The sequence below is a fragment of the Blastococcus sp. URHD0036 genome (assembly GCF_000701365.1).
Classification (GTDB): Bacteria; Actinomycetota; Actinomycetes; order Mycobacteriales; family Geodermatophilaceae; genus Trujillonella.
On sequence record NZ_JNIK01000015.1, the window covers coordinates 208969 to 229240 of the forward strand.

The 20272-nt window shown below is 74.9% G+C and carries 20 protein-coding genes; 14 read left to right on the forward strand and 6 right to left on the reverse strand.

All coding sequences use genetic code 11. The features are described from left to right. Position 1: 1 nt before the first annotated feature. On the reverse strand, positions 2-784 hold the full coding sequence (locus tag N555_RS0115260) for a hypothetical protein (RefSeq protein WP_156036383.1): 783 nt from the start codon (positions 782-784) through the stop codon (positions 2-4). Positions 785-797: 13 nt separating this feature from the next. Then, positions 798-2372 carry an LGFP repeat-containing protein gene (locus tag N555_RS26950; RefSeq protein WP_029432365.1) on the reverse strand — a complete coding sequence of 525 codons (1575 nt, stop codon included), beginning with the start codon at positions 2370-2372 and terminating at the stop codon, positions 798-800. Between the two features lie 248 nt (positions 2373-2620). Between N555_RS26950 and N555_RS0115270 the strand changes: the two genes are divergently transcribed. Then, the gene (locus N555_RS0115270; protein ID WP_034510744.1) at positions 2621-3955 is read left to right on the forward strand and encodes a wax ester/triacylglycerol synthase domain-containing protein; all 1335 of its coding nucleotides are present in this window, start codon (positions 2621-2623) and stop codon (positions 3953-3955) included. On the opposite strand, the gene N555_RS0115275 is transcribed toward N555_RS0115270, so the two are convergent. Then, a complete protein-coding gene (locus N555_RS0115275) occupies positions 3919-4830 on the reverse strand; it encodes a universal stress protein (RefSeq protein ID WP_051684118.1) in 912 nt (303 codons plus the stop codon). The two genes, N555_RS0115270 and N555_RS0115275, sit on opposite strands and share 37 nt — an antisense overlap. A 233-nt stretch (positions 4831-5063) precedes the next feature. On the opposite strand from N555_RS0115275, the gene N555_RS0115280 reads away from it, so the two are divergent. The 3 genes from N555_RS0115280 (at position 5064) to N555_RS0115290 (ending at position 8396) form a co-directional block, all read left to right on the forward strand. Beyond that, on the forward strand, positions 5064-6575 hold the full coding sequence (locus tag N555_RS0115280; protein ID WP_029432368.1) for a carboxylesterase/lipase family protein: 1512 nt from the start codon (positions 5064-5066) through the stop codon (positions 6573-6575). Positions 6576-6673: 98 nt separating this feature from the next. Then, the gene (locus N555_RS0115285) at positions 6674-7711 is read left to right on the forward strand and encodes an alcohol dehydrogenase catalytic domain-containing protein (protein WP_029432369.1); all 1038 of its coding nucleotides are present in this window, start codon (positions 6674-6676) and stop codon (positions 7709-7711) included. 37 nt (positions 7712-7748) lie between these two features. After that, positions 7749-8396, forward strand: a complete 648-nt coding sequence (locus N555_RS0115290; protein ID WP_029432370.1) for an AMIN-like domain-containing (lipo)protein — start codon at positions 7749-7751, stop codon at positions 8394-8396. A 28-nt stretch (positions 8397-8424) separates the two neighbouring features. Here the strand turns inward: N555_RS0115290 and N555_RS0115295 are convergent, their stop codons facing one another. The 3 genes from N555_RS0115295 to N555_RS26955 are packed head-to-tail and all read right to left on the reverse strand — an operon-like array spanning position 8425 to position 11805. After that, positions 8425-9723 (reverse strand): WS/DGAT domain-containing protein, encoded by a 1299-nt coding sequence (locus tag N555_RS0115295; RefSeq protein ID WP_029432371.1) that lies wholly within the window; start codon positions 9721-9723, stop codon positions 8425-8427. Next, entirely contained in the window at positions 9720-11135 is a 1416-nt protein-coding gene (locus tag N555_RS0115300; protein WP_029432372.1) for a WS/DGAT/MGAT family O-acyltransferase, read from the reverse strand. The genes N555_RS0115295 and N555_RS0115300 overlap by 4 nt, the downstream gene beginning before the upstream one ends. Before the next feature lie 28 nt (positions 11136-11163). After that, positions 11164-11805 carry a hypothetical protein gene (locus N555_RS26955; protein ID WP_051684119.1) on the reverse strand — a complete coding sequence of 214 codons (642 nt, stop codon included), beginning with the start codon at positions 11803-11805 and terminating at the stop codon, positions 11164-11166. 192 nt (positions 11806-11997) lie between these two features. Here N555_RS26955 and N555_RS0115310 point away from each other — a divergent pair, with 192 nt between their 5' ends. From N555_RS0115310 to N555_RS27980, 10 genes are all read left to right on the forward strand, one after another. Beyond that, complete coding sequence (locus N555_RS0115310; protein WP_051684120.1) at positions 11998-12396, forward strand: hypothetical protein; 399 nt, start codon at positions 11998-12000, stop codon at positions 12394-12396. After that, entirely contained in the window at positions 12393-12821 is a 429-nt protein-coding gene (locus N555_RS0115315) for a nitroreductase/quinone reductase family protein (protein WP_051684121.1), read from the forward strand. Before N555_RS0115310 ends, N555_RS0115315 begins: the two co-directional genes overlap by 4 nt. 166 nt (positions 12822-12987) lie before the next feature. Continuing rightward, positions 12988-14847, forward strand: a complete 1860-nt coding sequence (locus N555_RS0115320) for an AMP-dependent synthetase/ligase (protein ID WP_051684122.1) — start codon at positions 12988-12990, stop codon at positions 14845-14847. After that, positions 14844-15545: a DUF998 domain-containing protein gene (locus tag N555_RS0115325; RefSeq protein WP_051684123.1), complete on the forward strand. Its 702-nt coding sequence runs from the start codon at positions 14844-14846 to the stop codon at positions 15543-15545. The genes N555_RS0115320 and N555_RS0115325 overlap by 4 nt, the downstream gene beginning before the upstream one ends. Beyond that, entirely contained in the window at positions 15542-15805 is a 264-nt protein-coding gene (locus N555_RS0115330) for a hypothetical protein (RefSeq protein ID WP_029432378.1), read from the forward strand. The genes N555_RS0115325 and N555_RS0115330 overlap by 4 nt, the downstream gene beginning before the upstream one ends. 320 nt (positions 15806-16125) lie before the next feature. Beyond that, positions 16126-16266: a helix-turn-helix transcriptional regulator gene (locus N555_RS28385; protein WP_197029040.1), complete on the forward strand. Its 141-nt coding sequence runs from the start codon at positions 16126-16128 to the stop codon at positions 16264-16266. Positions 16267-16457: 191 nt separating this feature from the next. Then, positions 16458-16928 carry a hypothetical protein gene (locus tag N555_RS0115340; RefSeq protein ID WP_156036384.1) on the forward strand — a complete coding sequence of 157 codons (471 nt, stop codon included), beginning with the start codon at positions 16458-16460 and terminating at the stop codon, positions 16926-16928. Positions 16929-17404: 476 nt separating this feature from the next. Then, a complete protein-coding gene (locus N555_RS0115345) occupies positions 17405-17620 on the forward strand; it encodes a hypothetical protein (protein WP_231502788.1) in 216 nt (71 codons plus the stop codon). A gap of 71 nt (positions 17621-17691) precedes the next feature. Continuing rightward, complete coding sequence (locus N555_RS0115350; protein ID WP_231502790.1) at positions 17692-18441, forward strand: AfsR/SARP family transcriptional regulator; 750 nt, start codon at positions 17692-17694, stop codon at positions 18439-18441. A gap of 53 nt (positions 18442-18494) precedes the next feature. Next, positions 18495-20168: a M20/M25/M40 family metallo-hydrolase gene (locus N555_RS27980; protein WP_156036385.1), complete on the forward strand. Its 1674-nt coding sequence runs from the start codon at positions 18495-18497 to the stop codon at positions 20166-20168. Positions 20169-20272: the final 104 nt, after the last annotated feature.

Here is a 20272-nt window from a genome sequence, read left to right on the forward strand (position 1 = left end):
CTCATGGCTCCTGTCCGGTCGGGCGGAGGAGGAGCAGGGCCTGCGGGTGCCGCTCCCACGTGAGCTCCGCGCGCAGTTCGGCGCGCGCGGGCGACGCTCCGGTGAGAGCGGCGACGGGCTCCGCCGTCCACCCCTGCCGGGCGAGTTGCCGGGAGAGGCGCTGCTGTGCCTCACCGGTCCGCAGCCAGGCGTACGCGTCGTCGTCCCGGGTCGACAGCAGGAGACCGCGCAGGCCGGCCCGGTCGGCCGCCCCGGACATCCGCCCGAGGCGCTCCAGCAGCGGAGCCGACCCTCCGCGCACGAGGAGGAGGTCGGTCTCCTCGTCCCGCGCGGCGACGCCGAGCCGGCGGATGAGGCCGGGGGGCAGTCGGCCGCGGTCGCAGTCGGGGGCGTCCGCGCACTCGGGAGCGGGGAGGGCGAGCGCCGCCAGGGCCGGATCGGGCGGACCGTCCACGGGCCGGAGGACGGCGAGCAGGTCCGGGTCGTCCGGAGCGGCCAGCCGGTCCACCTCGGCTGCCCAGCCGGACGCGGCCACCGCCACGCGGGCGTCCAGCAGCGCCGCCCCGGCGGAGTGGAGGAGCGCCCGGTCGTCCAGGGTGCTGCCGGCAGGCCGATGCGCCCGCAGATCGACACGGTCCTCGTGCCGCACGCACCGCACCGACCGCTCGGACCCGGCCGGCCCGGCGGCGGCCGTGGCGGCGTCGTCGAGCGCTGTCGCGAAGGACGGCGGCACGGGCTCCCAGAGACCTGGTGCGTGCGGATGCAAGGCGCCTCGGGCGGGCACGGGTGCTCCTCTCTCAGCAGCCGCGGACGGCGTAGTCGCGGACGGGCGGCCAGGACGCCGCCGGAGTCGTGTTCCAGTCCCAGATCGACACCCCGATGGCGCCGCGGTCGGCGGCCGCCCGCGCCATGGCCGCGTAGTCGGAGGCGGGGATGTCGGTGCCGAAGCCGCCGATGACCGACACGGCGGCGCACGGCTCACCGAGGTCGCTCCGCACCCGGGCGATGTTCTCGCTCGTGTACCGGTAGGCGTCGCGCCAGCCCGAGGCCGCGGTCCGGTTGCTCCAGTACGCCATCGGCATCCACACCTGGTAGAGCGGGGCGAGCTCCCGCCAGGGGAACCGCGGCCAGTAGGTGGGGTTGAGCACGTCGGTGGCCACCGGCGGCAGGACGATGGCGCCGAGGGTGGTGGTCGGTGCGTACGCGGCCAGGCGGGTGGACAGGTCGACGAGCCGGGCGTTGCGCAGGTCGACGTCGGTCACCGTCAGGTCCTCGATGTCCACCGCCACCGCGTCGAAGCCCTGACCCGCAGCGCGGAAGTCGACCATGGCCCGCAGCCGTCGCAGATCCGCCTCGACGTCGGTGAACTCCGGCAGGTACCAGGCGACCACCTGGATGCCGCGGGCGTGAGCGCGGGTGAGGAACTGGCCGAGCAGGTCGGGACTGATCAGGTCCGGGTAGCGGGGGTCCTTGGAGGCGGCCTGCAGGTAGATGGTGTCCACCCCGGCCGCGGCCATGGTGCCGACGGCCGACGGGGGAATCGGTGGGTTCGCGCCGCCGAACTCGCGGCTGAACCCGAACCGGGACACCCAGGTGCCCGACCGGTCGTAGGCCCCGAGCAGCGCGGTGCGCACGGCGCCGGTCGCGGCCGTCCAGCGCAGGAACCCGCCCTGGAAGTCGCTCTGCCGGCCGGCGTTGACGCCGTACTCGTCGGTGATGGGGTACCCCAGCGGACTGCGCTCCCAGCCCATCGACGCCCACGTCGCGAGGATCGCGCCGTGCACCTCGTGCGCGCCGGTCGCCGGGGTCCAGTAGATCGCCCCACCCTGGAAGAAGCTGGCGCGGCCGACCCCGTCGGGCATGGAGAACTCGTCGGTGACGGGGTAGCCGAGCACGCTGCGCTCCCAGCCCATCTCCCGCCACGTGGCGAGGATGGCGCCGTGCACCTCGTGCGCCCCCGTGGACGGGGTCCAGTAGATCGCCCCGCCCTGGAAGAACGAGCCCCGACCGATGCCGTCCGGGGCGGTCAGCTCGTCGGTGACCGGGTACCCGAGGAAGCTCCGCTCCCAGCCGAACGTGCGCCACGTGGCGAGGATGGCGCCGTGCACCTCATGGGCGCCGGTGGACGGCGTCCAGTAGATGGACCCACCGGCGTAGTACTGGAAGCGGCCGACCCGGTCGGGAGCGGGCAGCACCGCCGCGGTCGGGGCCCCGAGGAAGCCCGTCACCCCGCCGAGCTCGCAGTGGTGGCGCACCACCGGGTCGGCCTGGGTGCACACCGGCGCGGCCGTCGCCGAGGGGACGTGCAGCAGACCGGCCGCGAGCACGAGGGCCAGCAGCGCCGTCAGGACACCGGGTCGCCGGAGCGGCACGGGAACCACCTCCCCGGGAGGGCGCCGGAGCCACAGCGGCACGGCGGCGCACCGTCTCCCCGAGGCTCACCGTCGGTCGGGCGGGTCTCCAGGGTCGGGCGCCCCCCTCGCCAGGGCCGTTCGGACCGCGGACCCGGCCACCCCGTGCTCCTAGCGTGGGGGCATCGGCGACGTCGGGCCGGGGAGACGCGATGGCAGGGATGCAGAACGTTCGTCGGCAGGACCGGCCCCCGAGGGAGCGCCCTGCGGTGAACCGCGCCGATCCCGCCGACCTGGCCATGCGGTCGATGGGCGGACAGCCGCCGATGCAGCTGGCGGCCGTGCTGGTGCTGGCGCCCGGGGCGGCCGGGCCCGGCGAGGTCGCGCAGGTCCTCATCCAGCGGCTGGGTGCGTTGCGCCGACTGCGCCGGCGGCTGGTGCGGGTGCCGCCGGGCGGTGGCCGGCCGGTGTGGGTGGACGACCCGGGCGCCGATCCGGCGCGGCACGTCCGGCAGTTCCCCTGCCCGCCACCCGGGGACGAGCAGGCGCTCCTCGATCTGGCCACGGAGCTGGTGAGCGAGCCGCTGCCCGCGGACCGGCCGGCGTGGGCGGCCACCGTCGTGCCGGGTCTGCGCGGGGACCGGACGGGTGTGGTGGTCGTCCTGTCGCACATCGTGGCCGACGGCATCGGCGGCCTGGGTCTGCTCGGGGCGGTGGTGGACGGCGCTCCGCCGGCCGGCCCCGAACCGGTCGAGATCCGACCTCCGTACCCGGTCCTCGCGGCCGAGGCCATGCGCAGCCGAGGCCGAGCGCTGCTCCGCTGGCGGACCGGTCTGCCAGCGTTGCGGGACGCGGTCCGGGCGGCCGGCGGACCGCAGCTCCCGCGGGCGCTCGACTGCTCGCTGCTGGCCCCGACCGGGCCGCGCCGCCGGGCCGCTGCCCTGCGCGTGGACCTCGGACGGCTGCGGGCTTCCGCGCACCGGGCGGGCGGCACCGTGAACGACGCCCTCCTGATCGCGGTCGCCGGGGCGCTGGGCGGCCTCCTGTGCACGCGCGGCGAGGCGGTCGACCCGGTCCTCGTGACGGTGGTCGTCTCGGCTCGGCGGGTGGTGGGGCCGGACGACGCCGGCAACGCGAACACGCCGCTGGTGGTCGCCGTCCCGGTGGCCGGCAGTGCCGCTGAGCGCCTGCGGGCGTTCGCGGGCACGGTCCGGGCGGCCCGGGACTCGGCCACCGGCCCGTCGCTCCCGGCGCTGCTGGGCCCGCTGTTCCGGCTCCTCGCGGCGACGGGGGCCTACCGCTGGTACCTGCGCCACCAGCGCCGGTTCCACACGCTCGTGAGCAACGTGCCCGGACCCGACCACCCGCTCGCCCTGGCCGGCCGCACCGTCGAGCGCATCCTCCCGCTGGCCGTCGGAGAGGCGGGCAACGTGACCGTCGCCTTCGGCGCGCTGTCCTACGCCGGCGCCCTGACCGTCACGGCGGTTGCCGACCCCGACCGCGTTCCCGACCTGCCGGTCCTGATGACTGCGCTCCGGCAGCAGTTCGACGCGCTCGTCGAGGGCGCTCAGCCGTCGACGACGATCACAGGGCACGGTGCGTAGTGGGCGATCGCATGGCTCACGCTGCCCAGCGGTGCCGCCGAGCCGGCGCGGCCGTGCCGCCCCACGACGATCACCGCCGCCTCCGTGGCCAGCTCGAGCAGCGCTCGCGCCGGCCGGTCGGCACGGGTCACCGGATGCACCCGGATCTCCCGGTGCCGGTGCCCGACCTCGGCGAGGCAGCCGGCGAGGAACGCGGTCGCCCGCTCCTCGAGCGCACCGCGCTCGAGGTCCACGCGGCCGGCCAGCGCGGCGAGCGGGATGTCGGACCAGGTGTGCACCGCGACCACGTCCCGGCCGTGCCGTCCGGCGAGCTCGAAGCCGAGCCTGACGGCCGCCCGGGACGCGGGTGAGCCGTCGACGCCGATGACGACCGGACCCCTACCGTCCATCCCGGGGTGATCTCGGACGACGGCGACCGGGGTGGTCACCGTCCGGACGAGCTCGGCGGCGGTCGAGCCGAGCAGGACGGTCGGCACGGCGGTCTGCCCCGACGCGCCCAGGACGAGCAGCGAGGCGTCGGCCGCGGCCTTCGTCAGCACCTCGCCCGCGTCCCCCTCCAGCACCTCGCCGGACACATCGAGCCCGGGCACCTGTTCCCCGCAACGCATCAGGGTGACGTGGATCTCGGCGCTCGCGGCGAGCCGGGCCCGGTCGACGTCCAGCGCCGCGTCGGGCAGCCCGAGGCCGGCCAGCTCGGGCAGCGGCCAGCGCAGCGCGTGGACGAGCCGGAGCGCGCGCCCCGAGCGGGCGGCCTCGTCGGCCGCCCAGTGCGCCGCGCGCCGCGCGGGTGCCGAGCCGTCGAAGGCGACGACCACCGGGCGCCGGTCGGTCGACCCGGGATCGGGCATCTCGGTGTGGCTGGTGGTGGTCTCCATGGCGGCAGCGTCGTCGGCTGCGCGGGGGGTCGCACAGGGGCCGGAGGTCCTCGGGCCCGAGGTCCTCGGGAGGTGGAGCCCTTCGCCCGCGTCCCGCCGGAGAGGCCGGACGGAGGGTCGGGAGCGGGTTCCCCGCGCCCGGCGGGGCCAGTCCGGGAGGACCGATGAACGCTCCCAGCACCTCAACCTCCATCCCTGCGGCCGCCGTCGACGCCGGCTCCGGAGGGCCCGTCGTGCGGACCCGTGCCGGGTCGGTGCGCGGAACCTCGGCCGGCGGGGTGCAGGCCTTCCTCGGCATCTCCTACGCCGCTCCGCCGGTGGGGGAGCTCCGCCTCCGCCCCCCGGCTCCGGTCGAGCCCTGGGACGGCGTCCGCGACGCCACGGCGCTGGGCCCGGAACCGCCGCAGCCGCGGTTCGGCGAGGACCCCACCGGCCTGCTCTACGACCCCGCCGTCCCGGGAGACGACTGCCTCAACCTCAACGTCTGGACGCCGGATCCCGCCGCGACCGGGTTGCCGGTGCTGGTGTGGACACCGGGCGGCTCCTTCCACTTCTCCTCCGGGGGCAGCTACGACGGGAGCCGGTTCGCCCGCGACAGGGTCGTCTGCGTGACGATCAACTGGCGGACGGGTGCCGACGGGTTCCTCTACCTGGGCACGGGGGACGACGGGGCGAACCTCGGCCTGCTCGACCACGTCGCAGCACTCACCTGGGTGCAGGAGAACATCGCCGCCTTCGGGGGCGATCCCGACCAGGTCACCCTCTGCGGCGAGTCCGCCGGCGCCATGTGCATCGGCGACCTGCTGGCCATGCCGCGTGCCGCGGGCCTGTTCCGGCGCGCGATCCTGCAGAGCGGCGCCGCGCACCACGTCGTCCCCGCCGCCGAGGCGGCCCGGATCGGCAGGCGCTTGGCCGAGCTCCTCGGCGTCCCGCCGACCCGGGAGGCCCTGGCGCGGGTTCCGGTCGACCGGTTGCTCGCGGCGCAGGCACAGGTCGACGCGGACGTCGTGACCGCGCCGGATCCGGCGCGCTGGGGCAGCGAGGTGGTGGCCAGCACGATGCCCTTCCACCCGGTCGTCGACGGGAACGTGTTGCCGGGTCCGCCGATCGACCGGATCGCTGCCGGCGCCGCCGGGGAGGTCGACCTCCTGCTCGGCACGAACTCCGACGACTGGCGGATGTTCCCGGTGCTCGGGGGCTACGTCGACGCGGTGACGGAGGAGGTGCTGACCGGGCCGGCGGAGGTGCACGGCTCCTTGAGCCTGGCCGCCTTCGGGCTGGGGCCGGAGGCGGCGCTGGCCGCCTACCGGGCCGCCCAGCCCGGCGCCGGTGCCGGCGAGCTGCTGGTGCAGGCGCTGACCGACTGGTGGGTGCGGGTCCCGGCCCTCCGGCTGGCGGACGCCCACGCGCCGGGGCCGGCGGGGACGTACGTGTACGAGTTCGCCTGGCCGTCGCCGGCGTTCGGCGGACGCCTGGGTGCCTGCCACGCCCTGGAGATCCCGTTCGTGTTCGACACGCTCGACCTCGGCCGGCGGCAGATGCTGGGCGGAGCGCTCGGCGACGCCCCGCCCCAGGCGCTGGCCGACACCGTGCACCGGGCCTGGGTGGACTTCGCCGCGACGGGCGATCCGGGCTGGCCGCGCTACGACCGGGCCCGGCGGGCCGTACAGCGGCTGGACGTGGAGCCGCGCCTGCTCGAGGACCCGTACGCGCGGGAGCGCGCCCTGTGGGAGGGCATCCGCTGATCGAGGGCGGGCGGCCCCGTCTCCCGGGACCTTCGGCGTCTGGGACCACAGCGGCCTCGGCGATGGACTGGACGGATCGACGAGTCAGGAGGTCCGCCATGGAGGCGCTGGTGTATTACGGCCCGGGCAAGCGGAGCTGGGAGGAGGTACCGGATCCGCGGATCGAGGACCCGGACGACGTCGTCGTCCGGGTCGACGGGTTCACCATCTGCGGAACCGACCTGCACATCCTGCGCGGCGACGTGCCCGAGGTCGCGCCCGGCACCGTCCTGGGGCACGAGGCCGTCGGCACCGTGACGGAGGTCGGTCCCGGCGTGCGGACGGTCACGGTCGGCGAGCGGGTGCTCGTGTCGTGCATCAGCTCGTGCGGACGCTGCGCGTACTGCCGCGAGGGCCGCTACGGGCAGTGCCTCGGCGGTGGGGGCTGGATCCTGGGGCACACCACCCACGGGGTGCAGGCCGGGTCCGTGCGGGTGCCGTTCGCCGACGGATCGGTGCACCGGCTGCCCGAGGGGGTGGCCGACGAGGCCGCGCTGATGCTGGCCGACATCCTGCCCACCTCCTACGAGGTCGGAGCCTTGAACGGGCGCGTCCGGCCCGGCGACACCGTCGTCGTGGTGGGCGCCGGCCCGATCGGTCTGGCCGCGATCATGACCGCCGGGCTGTACACGCCGCAGCGGATCGTCGTCGTCGATCCGGTCGAGTCCCGGCGGGCCGCGGCCACGGCCTTCGGCGCGGACCTGGCGCTGTCGCCGGACGACGACGTCGTGGCCGCGGTGCGCGACCTCACCGGCGGACTCGGCGCGGACGTCGGGATCGAGGCCGTCGGGGTGCCGGCCGCGTTCGACCTGGCGGTCGACGTCGTGCGCCCGGGCGGGCGGATCGCCAACATCGGTGTGCACGGGAAGCCCACGACGCTCCACCTCGAGGAGCTGTGGATCCGCGACGTCACCATCACGACGGGTCTGGTCGACACGGTCTCCACGCCGATGCTGCTGCGGATGCTGCAGGCCGGGAAGCTCGACGCGGGTCGCATGGTCACCCATCGCTTCGGCTTGGACGAGGTTCCGCAGGCCTACGACCTCTTCGACGACCCGGTCGGCTCGGGCGCGCTGAAGGTCGCCGTCCTCCGCTGAGCCCGCATGCCCGACGTCCCGTGACGAGGAGCGCACGATGCCACGGACGATGCTGACGATCCTGGTGCTGGTCGCGGGCCTGCTCGCCGGCTGTGGGGACGACGACGGCGACGGCGGCTCGACCGGTTCGACGCCGTCGGCGCAGCCCTCGTCCCCCGCGTCGTCCGCACCGTCCGGCGACGGCGACACGGACGGTGATACCGGCGGGGACACGGACGGCGACGGCAAAGCGCAGCCGCCCTTCTCGGCGAACACCGAGCCGGACGGCCAGCAGGCGTCGGCCGATGCGTTCGGCAACGTCACGACGATCCGGATCGGGCACCACGACGGGTTCGACCGCGTGGTGCTCGAGTACGCCGGCCCCGGGATGCCCGGTTGGGACGTGCGCTACGTCGACCAGCCGACGCGGCAGGGCAGCGGTGAACCCGTCGACCTGCCGGGGGACGCGGCGCTCCAGGTGGCGGTGCGCGGGGTCGGCTACCCGCCCGACACGGGGATCGCGGAGTACTCGGGCCCGCAGCGGGTGTCGGCCGCCGGCACGACGGCGGTCACCGAGGTGTTCTTCGACGGGACCTTCGAGGGCATCACCGCGGTCGTCGTGGGCACGGAGACCCGGACCCCCTTCCGCGTCGACTCCCTGACCGACCCGATCCGGATCGTCCTCGAGGTCGCCGAGGCCGGCTGACCGCCGCGGGGGCCGGGGGGTTGAGTGCTCAGGCGCCGGCGAGGGCCTCGGCAAGCTCGTCGCCGAGCAGCGTCACCAGGGTGTCGGGGTCGGGGACGACGGCGGTGTCGGTCCCGAAGCCGAAGGTGACGGCACCGGCGTAGCTGAAGACGGTGACGGTGAGCGCCTGCTGCCCGCTCGTGGGCGCCCAGCCGACCACGCCCGCCACCGGGGCACCGGCGAGCGCCATCGCGGAGCGGGGCCCGGGCACGTTCGTCAGCACGCCGACGGCCTTTCCGGCGAAGAAGCGCATGAGCGCCGCGCCCAGGGGCGTCGGGAGGAGCGCCATCGCCCGGGCCATCGCCATGGTCAGCGCCGGTTCGTGGGAGTCGCGGATGCGCGCCATGCGCCGGTGCACCTCGGCCAGCCGATGGGGGAAGGCGGCGGCTCCGTGCGGCAGCACCAGCAGGATCAGGGCGAAGTGGTTGCCCAGATCAGCGGGCGGCGGCCGGCCGGCGGGCTCCAGGTTGACCGGGACCATCCAGGCGACGCCGCTGTCGCCCGGGGGAGGCGGGGCGACGTGGCCGTCGAGGTAGCGGGCCATCGCCCCGGCCACGAGCGTGGTGCAGACGTCGTTGACCGTGGCACCGGTCCCGCCGGTGATCGACCTCAGGACCTCCAACGGGACCGGGTCGGTCCAGGCGACGGTCTTCTCGATCCCCGTCCGTCCCTCCAGGGCCGTCCTCGGGTTCCCCCAGAGCGCGATCTCCGCCAGTCCGACCGCCGTGTTCAGCAGCCGCGAGATCAGGCGGGCGCCGCCCCGGCCGGACGGCACCGGACCCGGCCGGCCGACCCGCGCCGCCAGCTCGGGCGGCTCGCCGTCGAGGGGCTCCAGGAGGCTGAGCATCAGCTGCGTCGACCGGACCCCGTCGGCGACCGAGTGGTGGAAGCGCGTGACCACGGCGCTGCCGCCCTCGTATCCCTGGAGGAGCTGCATCCGCCACATCGGGTGGGTGCGGTCCAGCGGCGTGGCGCGCTCCTCGCCGACGAACGCCTGGAGCGCGGCGCGGTCGCCGGCGCCGGGCATGGGCCGGACGACCAGGTGCCGGTCGAGGTCGAAGTCGGGGTCGTCGCGCCAGGATCCGCGGTGCACCAGGCCGTCGTGCGTCTCCGGTCGTCGGCGCAGCGCGGGGAAGTGGTCCACCAGCCGGGTACGGAGCACCTGGCGGAGCCGGTCGGGATCGACCTCCGCTGTCGTCCACATCAGCGACGTCACCACGGCGAGGTTCTCCGGCCGGTCCAGCTCCAGCCAGAGGCTGTCCGCCGCCGCCATCCGGTGGCGGGTCATCGGGCGTCCCCGGTGGTCGGAGCGGTCGCCGTGCGCGCGGCCTCGACCAGTTCGGCCATCCCGGCCTCGATGCCCCGGGCCAGCGTCCAGACGTCCGCCACACTGTCGTCGTCCCCGGTCACGCCGAAGGCCAGCCGACCGCAGTAGCTGAAGATCGAGACACCCACGCGCAGCCGCGAGGCGATCGGCACGTACGGGATGATCTCGACCAGTTCCCGGCCCAGCGCGTAGAGCGGTTGCCGCGGCCCGGGCACGTCGGTGGTCACCGTGACGACGGAGCGCTGGGGCAGCCGGGCCGCGATCCGCACCGGCGCGGCCACGAGGGGGAAGGGCCCGACACCCGCCAACCGGAGCAGCGCGGCCCCCGCGTCGGCCTCGTGGCTCGCCTTCAGCGCGGTCATCTCCGCCCGGACGGCGGCCAGCCGCTCGCCCGGGTCGACCACGTCGACCGGCAGCTCGGCCAGCATCAGCGAGACCCGGTTGTCGCGGATGCTCTCCTCGCCGGGTGCCCGCACGTTGACCGGGACGAGGGTGCGGACCAGGTGCCTGCCGGGGCGCTCACCGCGGTCGAGCAGCAGCGCCCGGTATCCGGCGGTGACCGCGGCCAGGACGACGTCGTTGAAGGTGCCGCCGAGGGCCTGCCGGACCGTGGCGACGTCGGCGACCGAGCCCCGGGCGAAGGCGAAGCGGCGGTGTGCGGAGACCGGTCCGGACAGCGACGACCGACGGGACGGCAGCAGCGCCGTCGCCAGTGCGGCCGTGCCACGGACGGTGGCCAGCACCTGCCGGGCCAGGACGGCCGGCTGTCCGGCCGCGGCCACGAGGGCGCGCGTCTGATCGACCGGGAGCCGGACCAGCCGCGCGGCCGCGGAGAGGGACAGGCGCAGCTGCGAGGGCTCGGGTTCCGGGCGCCAGTCGTCGGGGACGGCGGGCGCGGGCTCGGGGCCGGGATCGAACACCACGCGGTACAGGTCGGTGCCGGAGATGCCGTCGACCATGCAGTGGTGGACCTTGGAGATGAGGGCCCAGCGGTCGTGCGCGAGCCCCTCGACGAGCCAGTACTCCCACAGCGGGCGACGGCGGTCGAGCCGGGCGGACATGACCCGGCCCATGAGCAGCGCCAGCTCCTCGTCGCCGCCCGGTGCGGGCAGCGCCGTCCGGCGGACGTGATGGCCGATGTCGAACTCGGGGTCGTCGATCCATACCGGCGGGCCCAGGTCGAACGGGACCTCCCGGACCTTCTGGCGGTAGCGCGGGATCAGCGGCAGCCGACCGGCCAGTGCCGTCTCGACCTCACCGGGCGCCGGTGCGGGGCCCTCGAACACCGCGATGGACGCGATGGCCAGGGAGACTCCTGGCTCCTCGTCCTCGCCCTGCAGGAACGCCGCGTCCAGCGGTGTCATGCGGTCCATGGGCCCACCACCACCTGCCGGCGGCAGGTCACGACGCCGCCTGCTCCAGCGGGGGAAAGCTCGTGGTCGGCCGGGGCGTGCGGCCGTGCTCGGCGTGGCGCTTCATCGACACCAGCGCTCCCCGCAGCATCAGCTGCACGAAGGGGCGCAGCACGAGCCAGTAGGCGGCGAACCGCCGGCGGGCCGCGGCGTCGGTGCAGAGGGTGCGGCTCTCGTAGGTCAGCAGGGTCCGGCCCTGGCCGTACGGGTGCAGCGCGAACCCGGCGAGCGTCTTGGCATAGCCGGGACCGTCGAACGACGCGAAGTCCTCGGGGGAGACCCGCTCGATGCCGTAGTCCCGGCGCCAGAACCGGCCGACCAGCCCGACGAGGAACTCGACCCCCGGGTCGTTCCGGAGAACGACCCACCCGGAGTCGGCGCCGTCGGCATCCCGCATCCGGAACGTCGGCGGTGTGCTCGGCTGCGGGCCGTCCGGGTGCTGCTCGGCTTCCTTCCCCCGCACGCGGTTCGGCAGGTCCCGCGCGGCGATCATCAGGTGGGTCAGGCGGTTGTCCATCAGGTCGGCGTCCAGCACGGCCCGATAGGTCTCCAGGAGCCCCGCGTTGACGACGACGTGCTGCACGACGTTGGCGTCGAACCGCGGCATCACCTCGTCGATGCGCAGGGCCACCGGGGGCGGGGCAGAAGGGCCGGGCGGGAGCTGATCTGCGATAGCTGTCATGCGCGTCAGCGAAGCCCTCGCGCCGGCGGCCGGACAGGGCACACCGGCCTGTTGGCGGGGGACCCGCGTCCCTGCCCGCGGCACCTGTCCGAGGCGAGGGTGGCGGAAGACATCGATGCCGCGAGCCGCCGAGGAGCCGGGATGACCGCTGACCGGGCCACGCCGTCCCCGTTGCTGGAGGCGGTGCAGGCGTCGTGGGGCATGGCCGTCGCGCTGCTCGACGTCGACGCCCTCGCCGACGTCATGGGCGAACGCCACCGGATCATCAGCAACGACCGCCTGGCCGCGCACCTGCAGGCGGTCACGGCGGACCTGCTGGCGCGGGCGGCGCTGATGCTCGACCGTCTCGACCTGACTCCGGCCGCCCTGCGCGCCGACCTCGCCGCCGGCCGGGTGACCCCGCGTCGGTTGTACGCCGCGGCCGAGGTCATCTCCCGCGCGGCCGACCTGTGCTGCGACTCGGCGGGGCTGGTCCACGACAACGAACGCCGCTGGCGGGTGTTCCGGGACCGCGTCGACGAGGTCGTGCACCGGCCGTGACCGGCCGCGGCACGGGTGTGCAGGCTGTCCTGGCGGCGCACGGCATCGGCCCGGCGCGCATCGTGGTGCTGGAGGTGGCCGGTCGGCGGACAGGCCGGACGGTGTCCCTCCCGGTGGTGGTGGCCGACCTCGACGGGGAGCGCTACCTGGTCTCGATGCTGGGCGATGGCACCCAGTGGGTGCGCAACGTCCGGGCCGCGCGAGGCCGGGTCACCCTGCGACACCGCGGCCGGCAGGACGTCGTCCTCGAGGAGGTCGAACCCGCCCGCCGGGCACCGGTCCTGCGCCGCTACCTCGACCTGGCGCCGGGAGCCCGCGCACACATCCCCGTCGACCGCCGGGCGCCGGTGACGGACTTCGATCAGATCGCCGCGGACTTCCCGGTCTTCCGCATCACCACCGCGCCACCCGCCGGGTGGGGATGAACCTCCCTGCCGCCAGGGGGAGAGGGTGGGGCCTCCCGGCACCGGTGAGCGGGGACCTTGGCCCGTCCACCGCACGGGTCGGCGCCCCGAGGATGGAGCGCACGCAACCCGCTCAGCCGGTCCGCGGCTCCCGTCCGACCGAGGCCGACGCAGCTCCGAGGTGCCCATGACCACGACCAGCGCAATGACCGACCGCCCCGGCTCTCGCACGCCGGCGCTGTCGGTCGCCCACATGTTCCGCGACCGGGTCGCGGCGAGCCCCGACGCCGAGGCCTACCGGTTCCCCGCTCATGGCGGCTGGAGGTCGCTGACCTGGCGGGACACGGCGGCCACGGTCGACGCCCTGGCGGCCGGCCTGCTCGCGTCGGGCATCGGTCCCGAGGACCGGGTCGCCATCGTCAGCGGCACGCGGATCGAGTGGATCCAGGCCGACCTGGCGATCATGTGCGCGGGCGGGGCCACGACCGCCGTCTACCCCTCGAGCAGCGAAGAGGACATCGCCTACATCGTGAGCGACAGCGGATCGCGGATCGTCTTGGCCGAGGACGAGGTCCAGGTCGCCAAGCTGCGGGCCCGGCGCGGGCAGCTGCCCGATGTGATCCGGGTGGTCACCTTCGCCGGCGGGGCCGACGGCGACTGGGTGATCGGGCTGGCGGACCTGCGTGCCCTGGGCGCCGAGCTGCTCGCTCGGACGCCGGGCGCCGTGGACGACGCCGTGGCGTCGGTCGAGCCCGAGCACCTGGCCACGCTGATCTACACCTCGGGGACGACGGGACGCCCCAAGGGCGTGGAGCTACCGCACCGCTGCTGGACCTACATCGGCGCGGCGGGCGAGTCGCTCGCCCTGCTCGGCAGCGACGACCTGCAGTACCTCTGGCTGCCGCTGGCGCACTCGTTCGGCAAGATGCTCGGCGCGGTGCAGCTCCAGGTGGGGTTCGCCAGCGCCGTCGACGGCCGTGTCGACCGGATCGTGGCGAACCTGCCCGTCGTCCGCCCCACGTTCATGGCGGGTCCGCCGCGGATCTTCGAGAAGGTGTACGCGGCCGTCGGGCAGACCGTCGAGGAGGGGGGCGGGCTCAAGCTCCGGCTCTACACCTGGGCCTTCGCGGTCGGGAAGCGGGTCTGGAGGGCCCGCGTGGAGGGCACCGGGGTCGGCCCGGCGCTCCGCGCGCAGCACGTGCTGGCCGACCGACTGGTGCTGTCGAGGATCCGCGCCCGGCTCGGCGGGAGGATCCGGTACCTCGTCTCGGGCAGCGCGGCCCTCTCCCCGGACATCTCGCAGTGGTTCGGCGCCGCCGGGATGCCCCTGCTCGAGGGCTACGGGCTGACCGAGTCCTCCGGGGGCTCCTGCCTGAGCGATCTCGACCGGCCCACCCCGGGGGTGGTGGGGCGGCCGCTGCCGGGCACGGAGATCGCCCTCGCCGGCGACGGGGAGATCCTGATCCGGGGTCCGCTGGTCATGCGGGGGTACCACGACCGGCCCGACGCCACCGCCGAGACGTTGCGCGCCGACGGCTGGCTCGCCACCGGGGACGTCGGCGAGCTCGACGGCGAGGGACGGCTGCGTGTCACGGATCGCAAGAAGGACCTGATCAAGACGTCCGGCGGCAAGTACATCGCCCCGCAGGCCGTGGAGAGCACCTTCCACGCGGTCTGCCCGATCGCCGGCCAGATGGTGGTGCACGGCGACGGCCGCAACTACGCGACGGCGCTGATCTCCCTCGATCCCGATGCGCTGGCCCGCTGGAGCCGGGCCGAGGGACTGGCGACCAGCGACTACGCCACTCTCGCCGCGGACCCCGCCGTCCACGAGTACGTGCAGGGCTGCGTGCAGGAGCTCAATGCGCGGCTCAACCGCTGGGAGACGATCAAGGACTTCCGCATCCTCGACCACGACATGACCGTGGAGGACGGCGAGCTGACGCCGAGCATGAAGGTGAAGCGGAAGGTGGTCGAGTCGAGGTACGCGGCGCTGCTCGATTCGATGTACCCGACCCGGCCGGCGGTCGGCGGGACAGCGCGGTGACCACCACCCGGAGCCACCGCGGCACCGTTCCACGCGCGGACACCGAGGGACCCGGGGGATCGCGCGACCGCAGCGTGGCCGGGCTGCTCCTGCTCGTCGCGGGCTCGGCGGTCGTGCTCGGCATCATGACCGCCGAGGCCCTCTACCCGGTCGCCTACGACGTCCACGACGACACCGTCAGCGACCTGGCGGCCATGCGGCCCGACGACATCGTGCGGCAACCGTCCGCGGCGATCTTCAACACCACGATGATCGTCGGCGGTCTGCTGATCGGGTTCGCCGCCGTGCTGCTGTACCGCTCGCGCGCCGGGCTCCGCGCCGTGATCCCCGTCGTCGGACTGGGTGTCGGCATGGTCGGCGTCGGGGTCTTCCCCGGTAACACCGTGATGGCCGTGCACCAGCTGGTCTCGATCGCGACGTTCGTGTCCGGCGGGCTCGCGGCGATCCTGACCGCGCGGCTGACGTCGCCGATGCTGCGCCCGGTGCACCTGCTCCTCGGGGGCATCGCGCTGACCTTCCTGGTGGGGTACACGGCCCTGCCGGACCTCGCGTTCTTCGCGCGGCTCGGAGAAGGCGGCGTCGAGCGCTGGATCGTCTATCCCGTCGTCCTCTGGATCGTGGTCCTCGGCGCGGCACTGGCCGGGCGTTCCCGGGACGACAGCCGTCCGACCGGGCCCCACGAGAGGAACCCGCGATGACCGCCGCCGCTCGCCCGGTGGGCACGCTCGCTCGGGTCGACCTCACGACCCCGTTCCTCGCCGCCGCGGCGGACTTGTGCTCCGGGCTGCCCGGCTGGGAGGTCGAGTTCGCCGACACCCCGGTGGGTGGCCACGTCACCTGCTCGGCGCCCGGGCCCTTCGCTCCGCGCGCCGCCTCGGTGCCACCGAGCTGCAGCGACCGGCCGGGATCCCGGACGCGAGACGCATCGCCGTGGTCACCGGCCCGGCCGGTGCGGTGACCGGCCTCATGGGGTCCCACAACGGCGCTCGATGGTCCGCGGCGGGCGAGGCGCGGTGGTCCGGGTGGAGATGCAGAGCCGCGACGTGCCGGCCAGGCGATCACCGCTGCGCGGCCGGAACGTCGTCGCCGTCTCGCGCTGCGGCCGGGGCCCACCGCGCACCTGCTCCGGGTCATTCCGGACCTGCTCGTCGGTCAGGTCTGGCTCGTCGCGCCTGGCGACGGCCCGCCGCTGGAGGGGACGACGGGGCGGCCGTGGGGCCCACCCGTGGAACGGCTCACCGCGCGGGAGACGACGGTGCTGACCGTATGTCCGAGGCCATGCCCGCGGATGACATCGCGCGGGACCTCTTCCTCTCGGTGAACACCGTCAAGACCCACCAGCGCAGCATCTACGGGAAGCTCGCGATCACCAGCCGGTACGACGCCGTCCGAAGGGCTCGCGAGCTGGGGCTCGTGTGACCGGGCGGACCGGGAGCTCACACGTGGCAGAAGACGTCCAGGTCGAAGTCGCCGACGAAGGATTCCGGCGTACCGCCCGCCCAGTTCGGAGGAACCGCATGACCTCCCCCTGCACCGCCCTGCCGGTCGCCGTGGTCGTCGCCGGATGGCGGGGGACCGCCGCCGCCGAGCGCGCGCTGCACTCGCTACGCGTGACCCCTGCCGGCATCGCGTCTGGGCTCACTGCTGTCGCGACCCTCGTCGTCGAGCGGGACGGTGAGGTGCGAACGCTCGACACGACCGGCGTCGGACGCCTCGCCGCCGGGCCGGCGGAGAGCGCGGCGCTGGGTGCCGTGCTCCGAGAACTGACGGCCGGCATCAGATGGCTGGCTGCCGACCCGGAACCCGTCCCGGCCTGCGAACACCGCGACGACCGCGTGCGGGCGCTGGGTGAGCGGATGGCGTGCGGGTTCTCCGTGCTCGTCGCCGTGCTGGAACCTGCCTCCGCCGAGGACGTCGCGGAGCTCTTGGCGGCCGGGGGTGCCGACACGACGACAACCATCGTCGGCGGCGACGGGCCATGTGGGGCACTCGAGCTGCCTGACACGGGTCGGTTGGTGGCCATCCGATCGGACGCGGTCGTGATGCAAGCCCTGGAGAGCCCCCGCGCCCGTTCGGCGTAGACCACTCGCCGGGCGGGCCCCTCCCGGGGTCCGGTGGGTGCCGCGACACCCCCGCATCTGCCCGACACCCTGCGCCGGTCGGGGCACGCCCTTGACCTGCGCTGCACCGTCCGGGCGGCCCCGCGCACCGGCGGCGCCCGGCCCGGCTGGTGGACGCGGTCCGGCGGACGAGGCTGCGGCGGCTGGTGCTGCTGAGCGACGTCTCCAGGGTCGATGGAGTCCTGCACGCGGGTGTACCCGGCACTGCTGCCGGGGATGCCGCGGCGGGCGTTGGTCGCGGTCCCCGTGGGGGGCGAGCAGGACGCCCGCGCACACGGGCCCTGCCACCGATCACCAGGGGCTGCCGCCGTTGACTTCATTCCATCAGGGGAGTGCAATCACGCTCTGTGACAGGGATGCTCGGGGACGGCGGCCATCGCGCTCGCCAGGGCGCGGCGCGATGACGCTGCGTGACGACGGGGGTAAGAAGGGTGGCCGTGGCCGACGATCCGAGCGCCGTTCTGCTCATCCGTGTCTGGCTGGAAGGCGAGGACCGGGCGTTCCGTGCCCGGCTGTCCGGCATCGGAGGACCGGATGACGCGGCGCCGGGAGGCAGCACCGTCGCGGTGACCGCCACCCCCGGGGACGTCGTCGTCGCGGTCGAGCGCTGGCTCGCGGAGTTTCTCGAAGGAGCCCGCCAGGGAGGGCAGTAAGTCCCTGACAACGTGCGGTGGCCCTGCCACGCTTGCAAGTCGTCGCACAGTCGACCCAGAGGATGGTCGCGATGATGGACGATGCGCCGCAGGTGACATTGCTCGACGGATTCGCGATCCGGACTGCCGCAGGCGACCCGCAGGCCTCGGGCGCCGAACTCCCGCACGTGGTGCAGCGGCTCGTCGCCCATCTGTGTCTCTCCGGCCGCCCGCCGCGGTCCGCTCTCGCCGGCCAGCTGTGGCCGGAGGCGTCCGAGGCCCACGCGCACGGCAGCCTGAGGTCGGCCCTGTGGCGGGTGCACAAGGCGCTGCCCGGTCTCGTGCAGGCCTCCGGTGACCACCTCTCCCTGGTCGACGGCGTCCGGGTCGACGTCCACGAGCTGGGAGACTGGGCCCAGCGCGTCCGGGATCCGAGATCCCCGCTGGAGGACGTGGAGATCCCCGCCTCGGGGCTCCGCGGAGAGCTGCTGCCGGGCTGGTACGACGACTGGGTCCTGCTCGAGCGCGAGCGGCTCCGCCAGGTGCGCCTCCACGCGCTCGAGCGGGTCGCCACCCGGCTCGCCGCCGCCGGGCGCTACGGCGACGCCCTCGAGGCCGCCTACGCCGCCGTGCGCGCCGAGCCGCTCCGCGAGAGCGCACACCGCACCGTGGTCTGCGTGCACCTGGCGGAGGGGAACGTGGCCGAGGCCCTCCGGGCCTACGACCAGTTCTGCGTGCTCCTCTCGGACGAGCTGGGGGTTGCGCCCAGTGACCACATGAGGCGGCTGGTCCCGCAGCTCGCCCGCGTCCCCGAGATGCGGCAACGGCTGCTGGTCGGGTGACGTCGGGCTCGACCGGGAGCCTCGACCGCGTGACGGTCCCGTGACGGAGCCGTGTGAGTCTGCCCGACCAGGGGGTGCGGGCGATGGTGATGGTGCTGTTCGACCTGGGCGAGACGCTGGAGTCCGACGGCGTGCTCCGGGCCGGAGCGTTGGAGGTCCTGCAGGAGCTCGCCGACCTGCGCCGGGACGGGCGTCCGGCCGCCGTGCTGGGCCTCCTGTCGGACACCCGGACCCCGGCGGGGCCGGACGACCTCGCCGCGATCGTCGCGGAGTACCGGGCGCTCCTCGACGAGCTCGGCATCCGCCGGTTCTTCCAGCCCTTCTCGCGGCGCGTGACCCTGTCGGCCCAGGTGGGCGTCGGGAAGCCCGCCGCGGCCGCGTTCCGGGCTGCCGTGGCGCGGGCCGACCCGACGCTCGGCTTCGCCGACGTCGTCTTCGTCACGGAGAACCCCGACCACGTGCGCGCCGCGCGAGTCCTCGGCATGACCGCTGTCCACGTGCGGCCGGCCGGCTCGCCGGGCGCCGGTGGAGCAGAGCTCCCCGCCGTCCTCCCCGTCGTGCGCGACCTGCTGGCCGCCGCCTCGGACGACGTCCCGGTGCTGGGCGGCGACCGGGCCCTCGCCTCGGTCGGCGCGCCCGCGGGGGAACGGCTGTTCCTCGTCGTGCAGAACGGCCGGCTGTTCCAGGTCGACCACCCCGAGGTGCCGGTTCTCCTCGACACCGGTCGGCACCTGGTCGTGGACCTGGAGCCGGAGGTCGCGCAGGAGCTCGAGGACTCCGGCGGCGCCTGCTGGACGCTGCGTCCGCTCCCCGTCGGCCCGGTGGTCACCACCCCGGCCGCTTCCGGACGCGGACCCGAGACCGAGGCGGTACGGCGCTGCGTGGACCAGTTGTCCCGCGACCGGTTCGCGGCCGACCTCGCGACGCTCGCGGGACACGCCACACGCCACTCGGCGAGCGCGGACTTCGACGCCGCCGCGACATGGGCCGCCGCGCAGCTGGCGGAGGCCGGGTTCGCCGTGACGACGCAGCCGGTTCCCCGGGTCGGCGGGCGCTGCCGCAACGTGATCGCCGACCGGCCCGGCACGGGCCCGGCGCCCCGGGACGTCGTCCTGGTGACCGCGCACCTGGACTCGGTGAACCTCCGCGGCCCCGAGGCCCCCGCGCCGGGAGCGGACGACAACGCCTCCGGCAGCGCGGGCGTGCTGGCGATCGCGCGGGCGCTCGACGGGGCGGAGACCGAGCTGGATCTCCGGCTGGTGCTCTTCGGCGGTGAGGAGCAGGGGCTGTTCGGCAGCAGCCACCACGTCGCCGGACTGACCGGCGCGGAGCGGGCCCGCATCCGGGCGGTGGTGAACATGGACATGATCGCGGGCCTGAACACCGCCGTCCGGGGGGTGCTGCTCGAGGGCGCGGCCGTCTCCCGGACCGTCCTCGACGCGCTGGCGGAGGCCGCGGCGACCTACACCGGCCTCGCCGTCAGCATCGGGCTGAGCCCCGCCAACAGCGACCACGTCCCCTTCATCGACGTCGGCGTCCCGGCCGTGCTGACCATCGAGGGCGCCGACGGGACCAATCGGCGCGTCCACACCGAGCGGGACACGGTGGCGGAGCTGGACCTCGACCTGGCGATGGAGATCCTCCGCATGAACGTGGCCTTCGTGGCCGGGGCGCTCGTCCCGGCCTCAGTGGGTGCCGGGAGCCGGGAGCTCGTGACGCCCCGGTGATGCCGGGCGGTCAGCATCGGGCCGACGACGGGGCGACGCCCGGACAGGGGACGACATGGCCACGAGAGACCTGCCGCAGGACTTCACGCGCTCTACGACGTAGG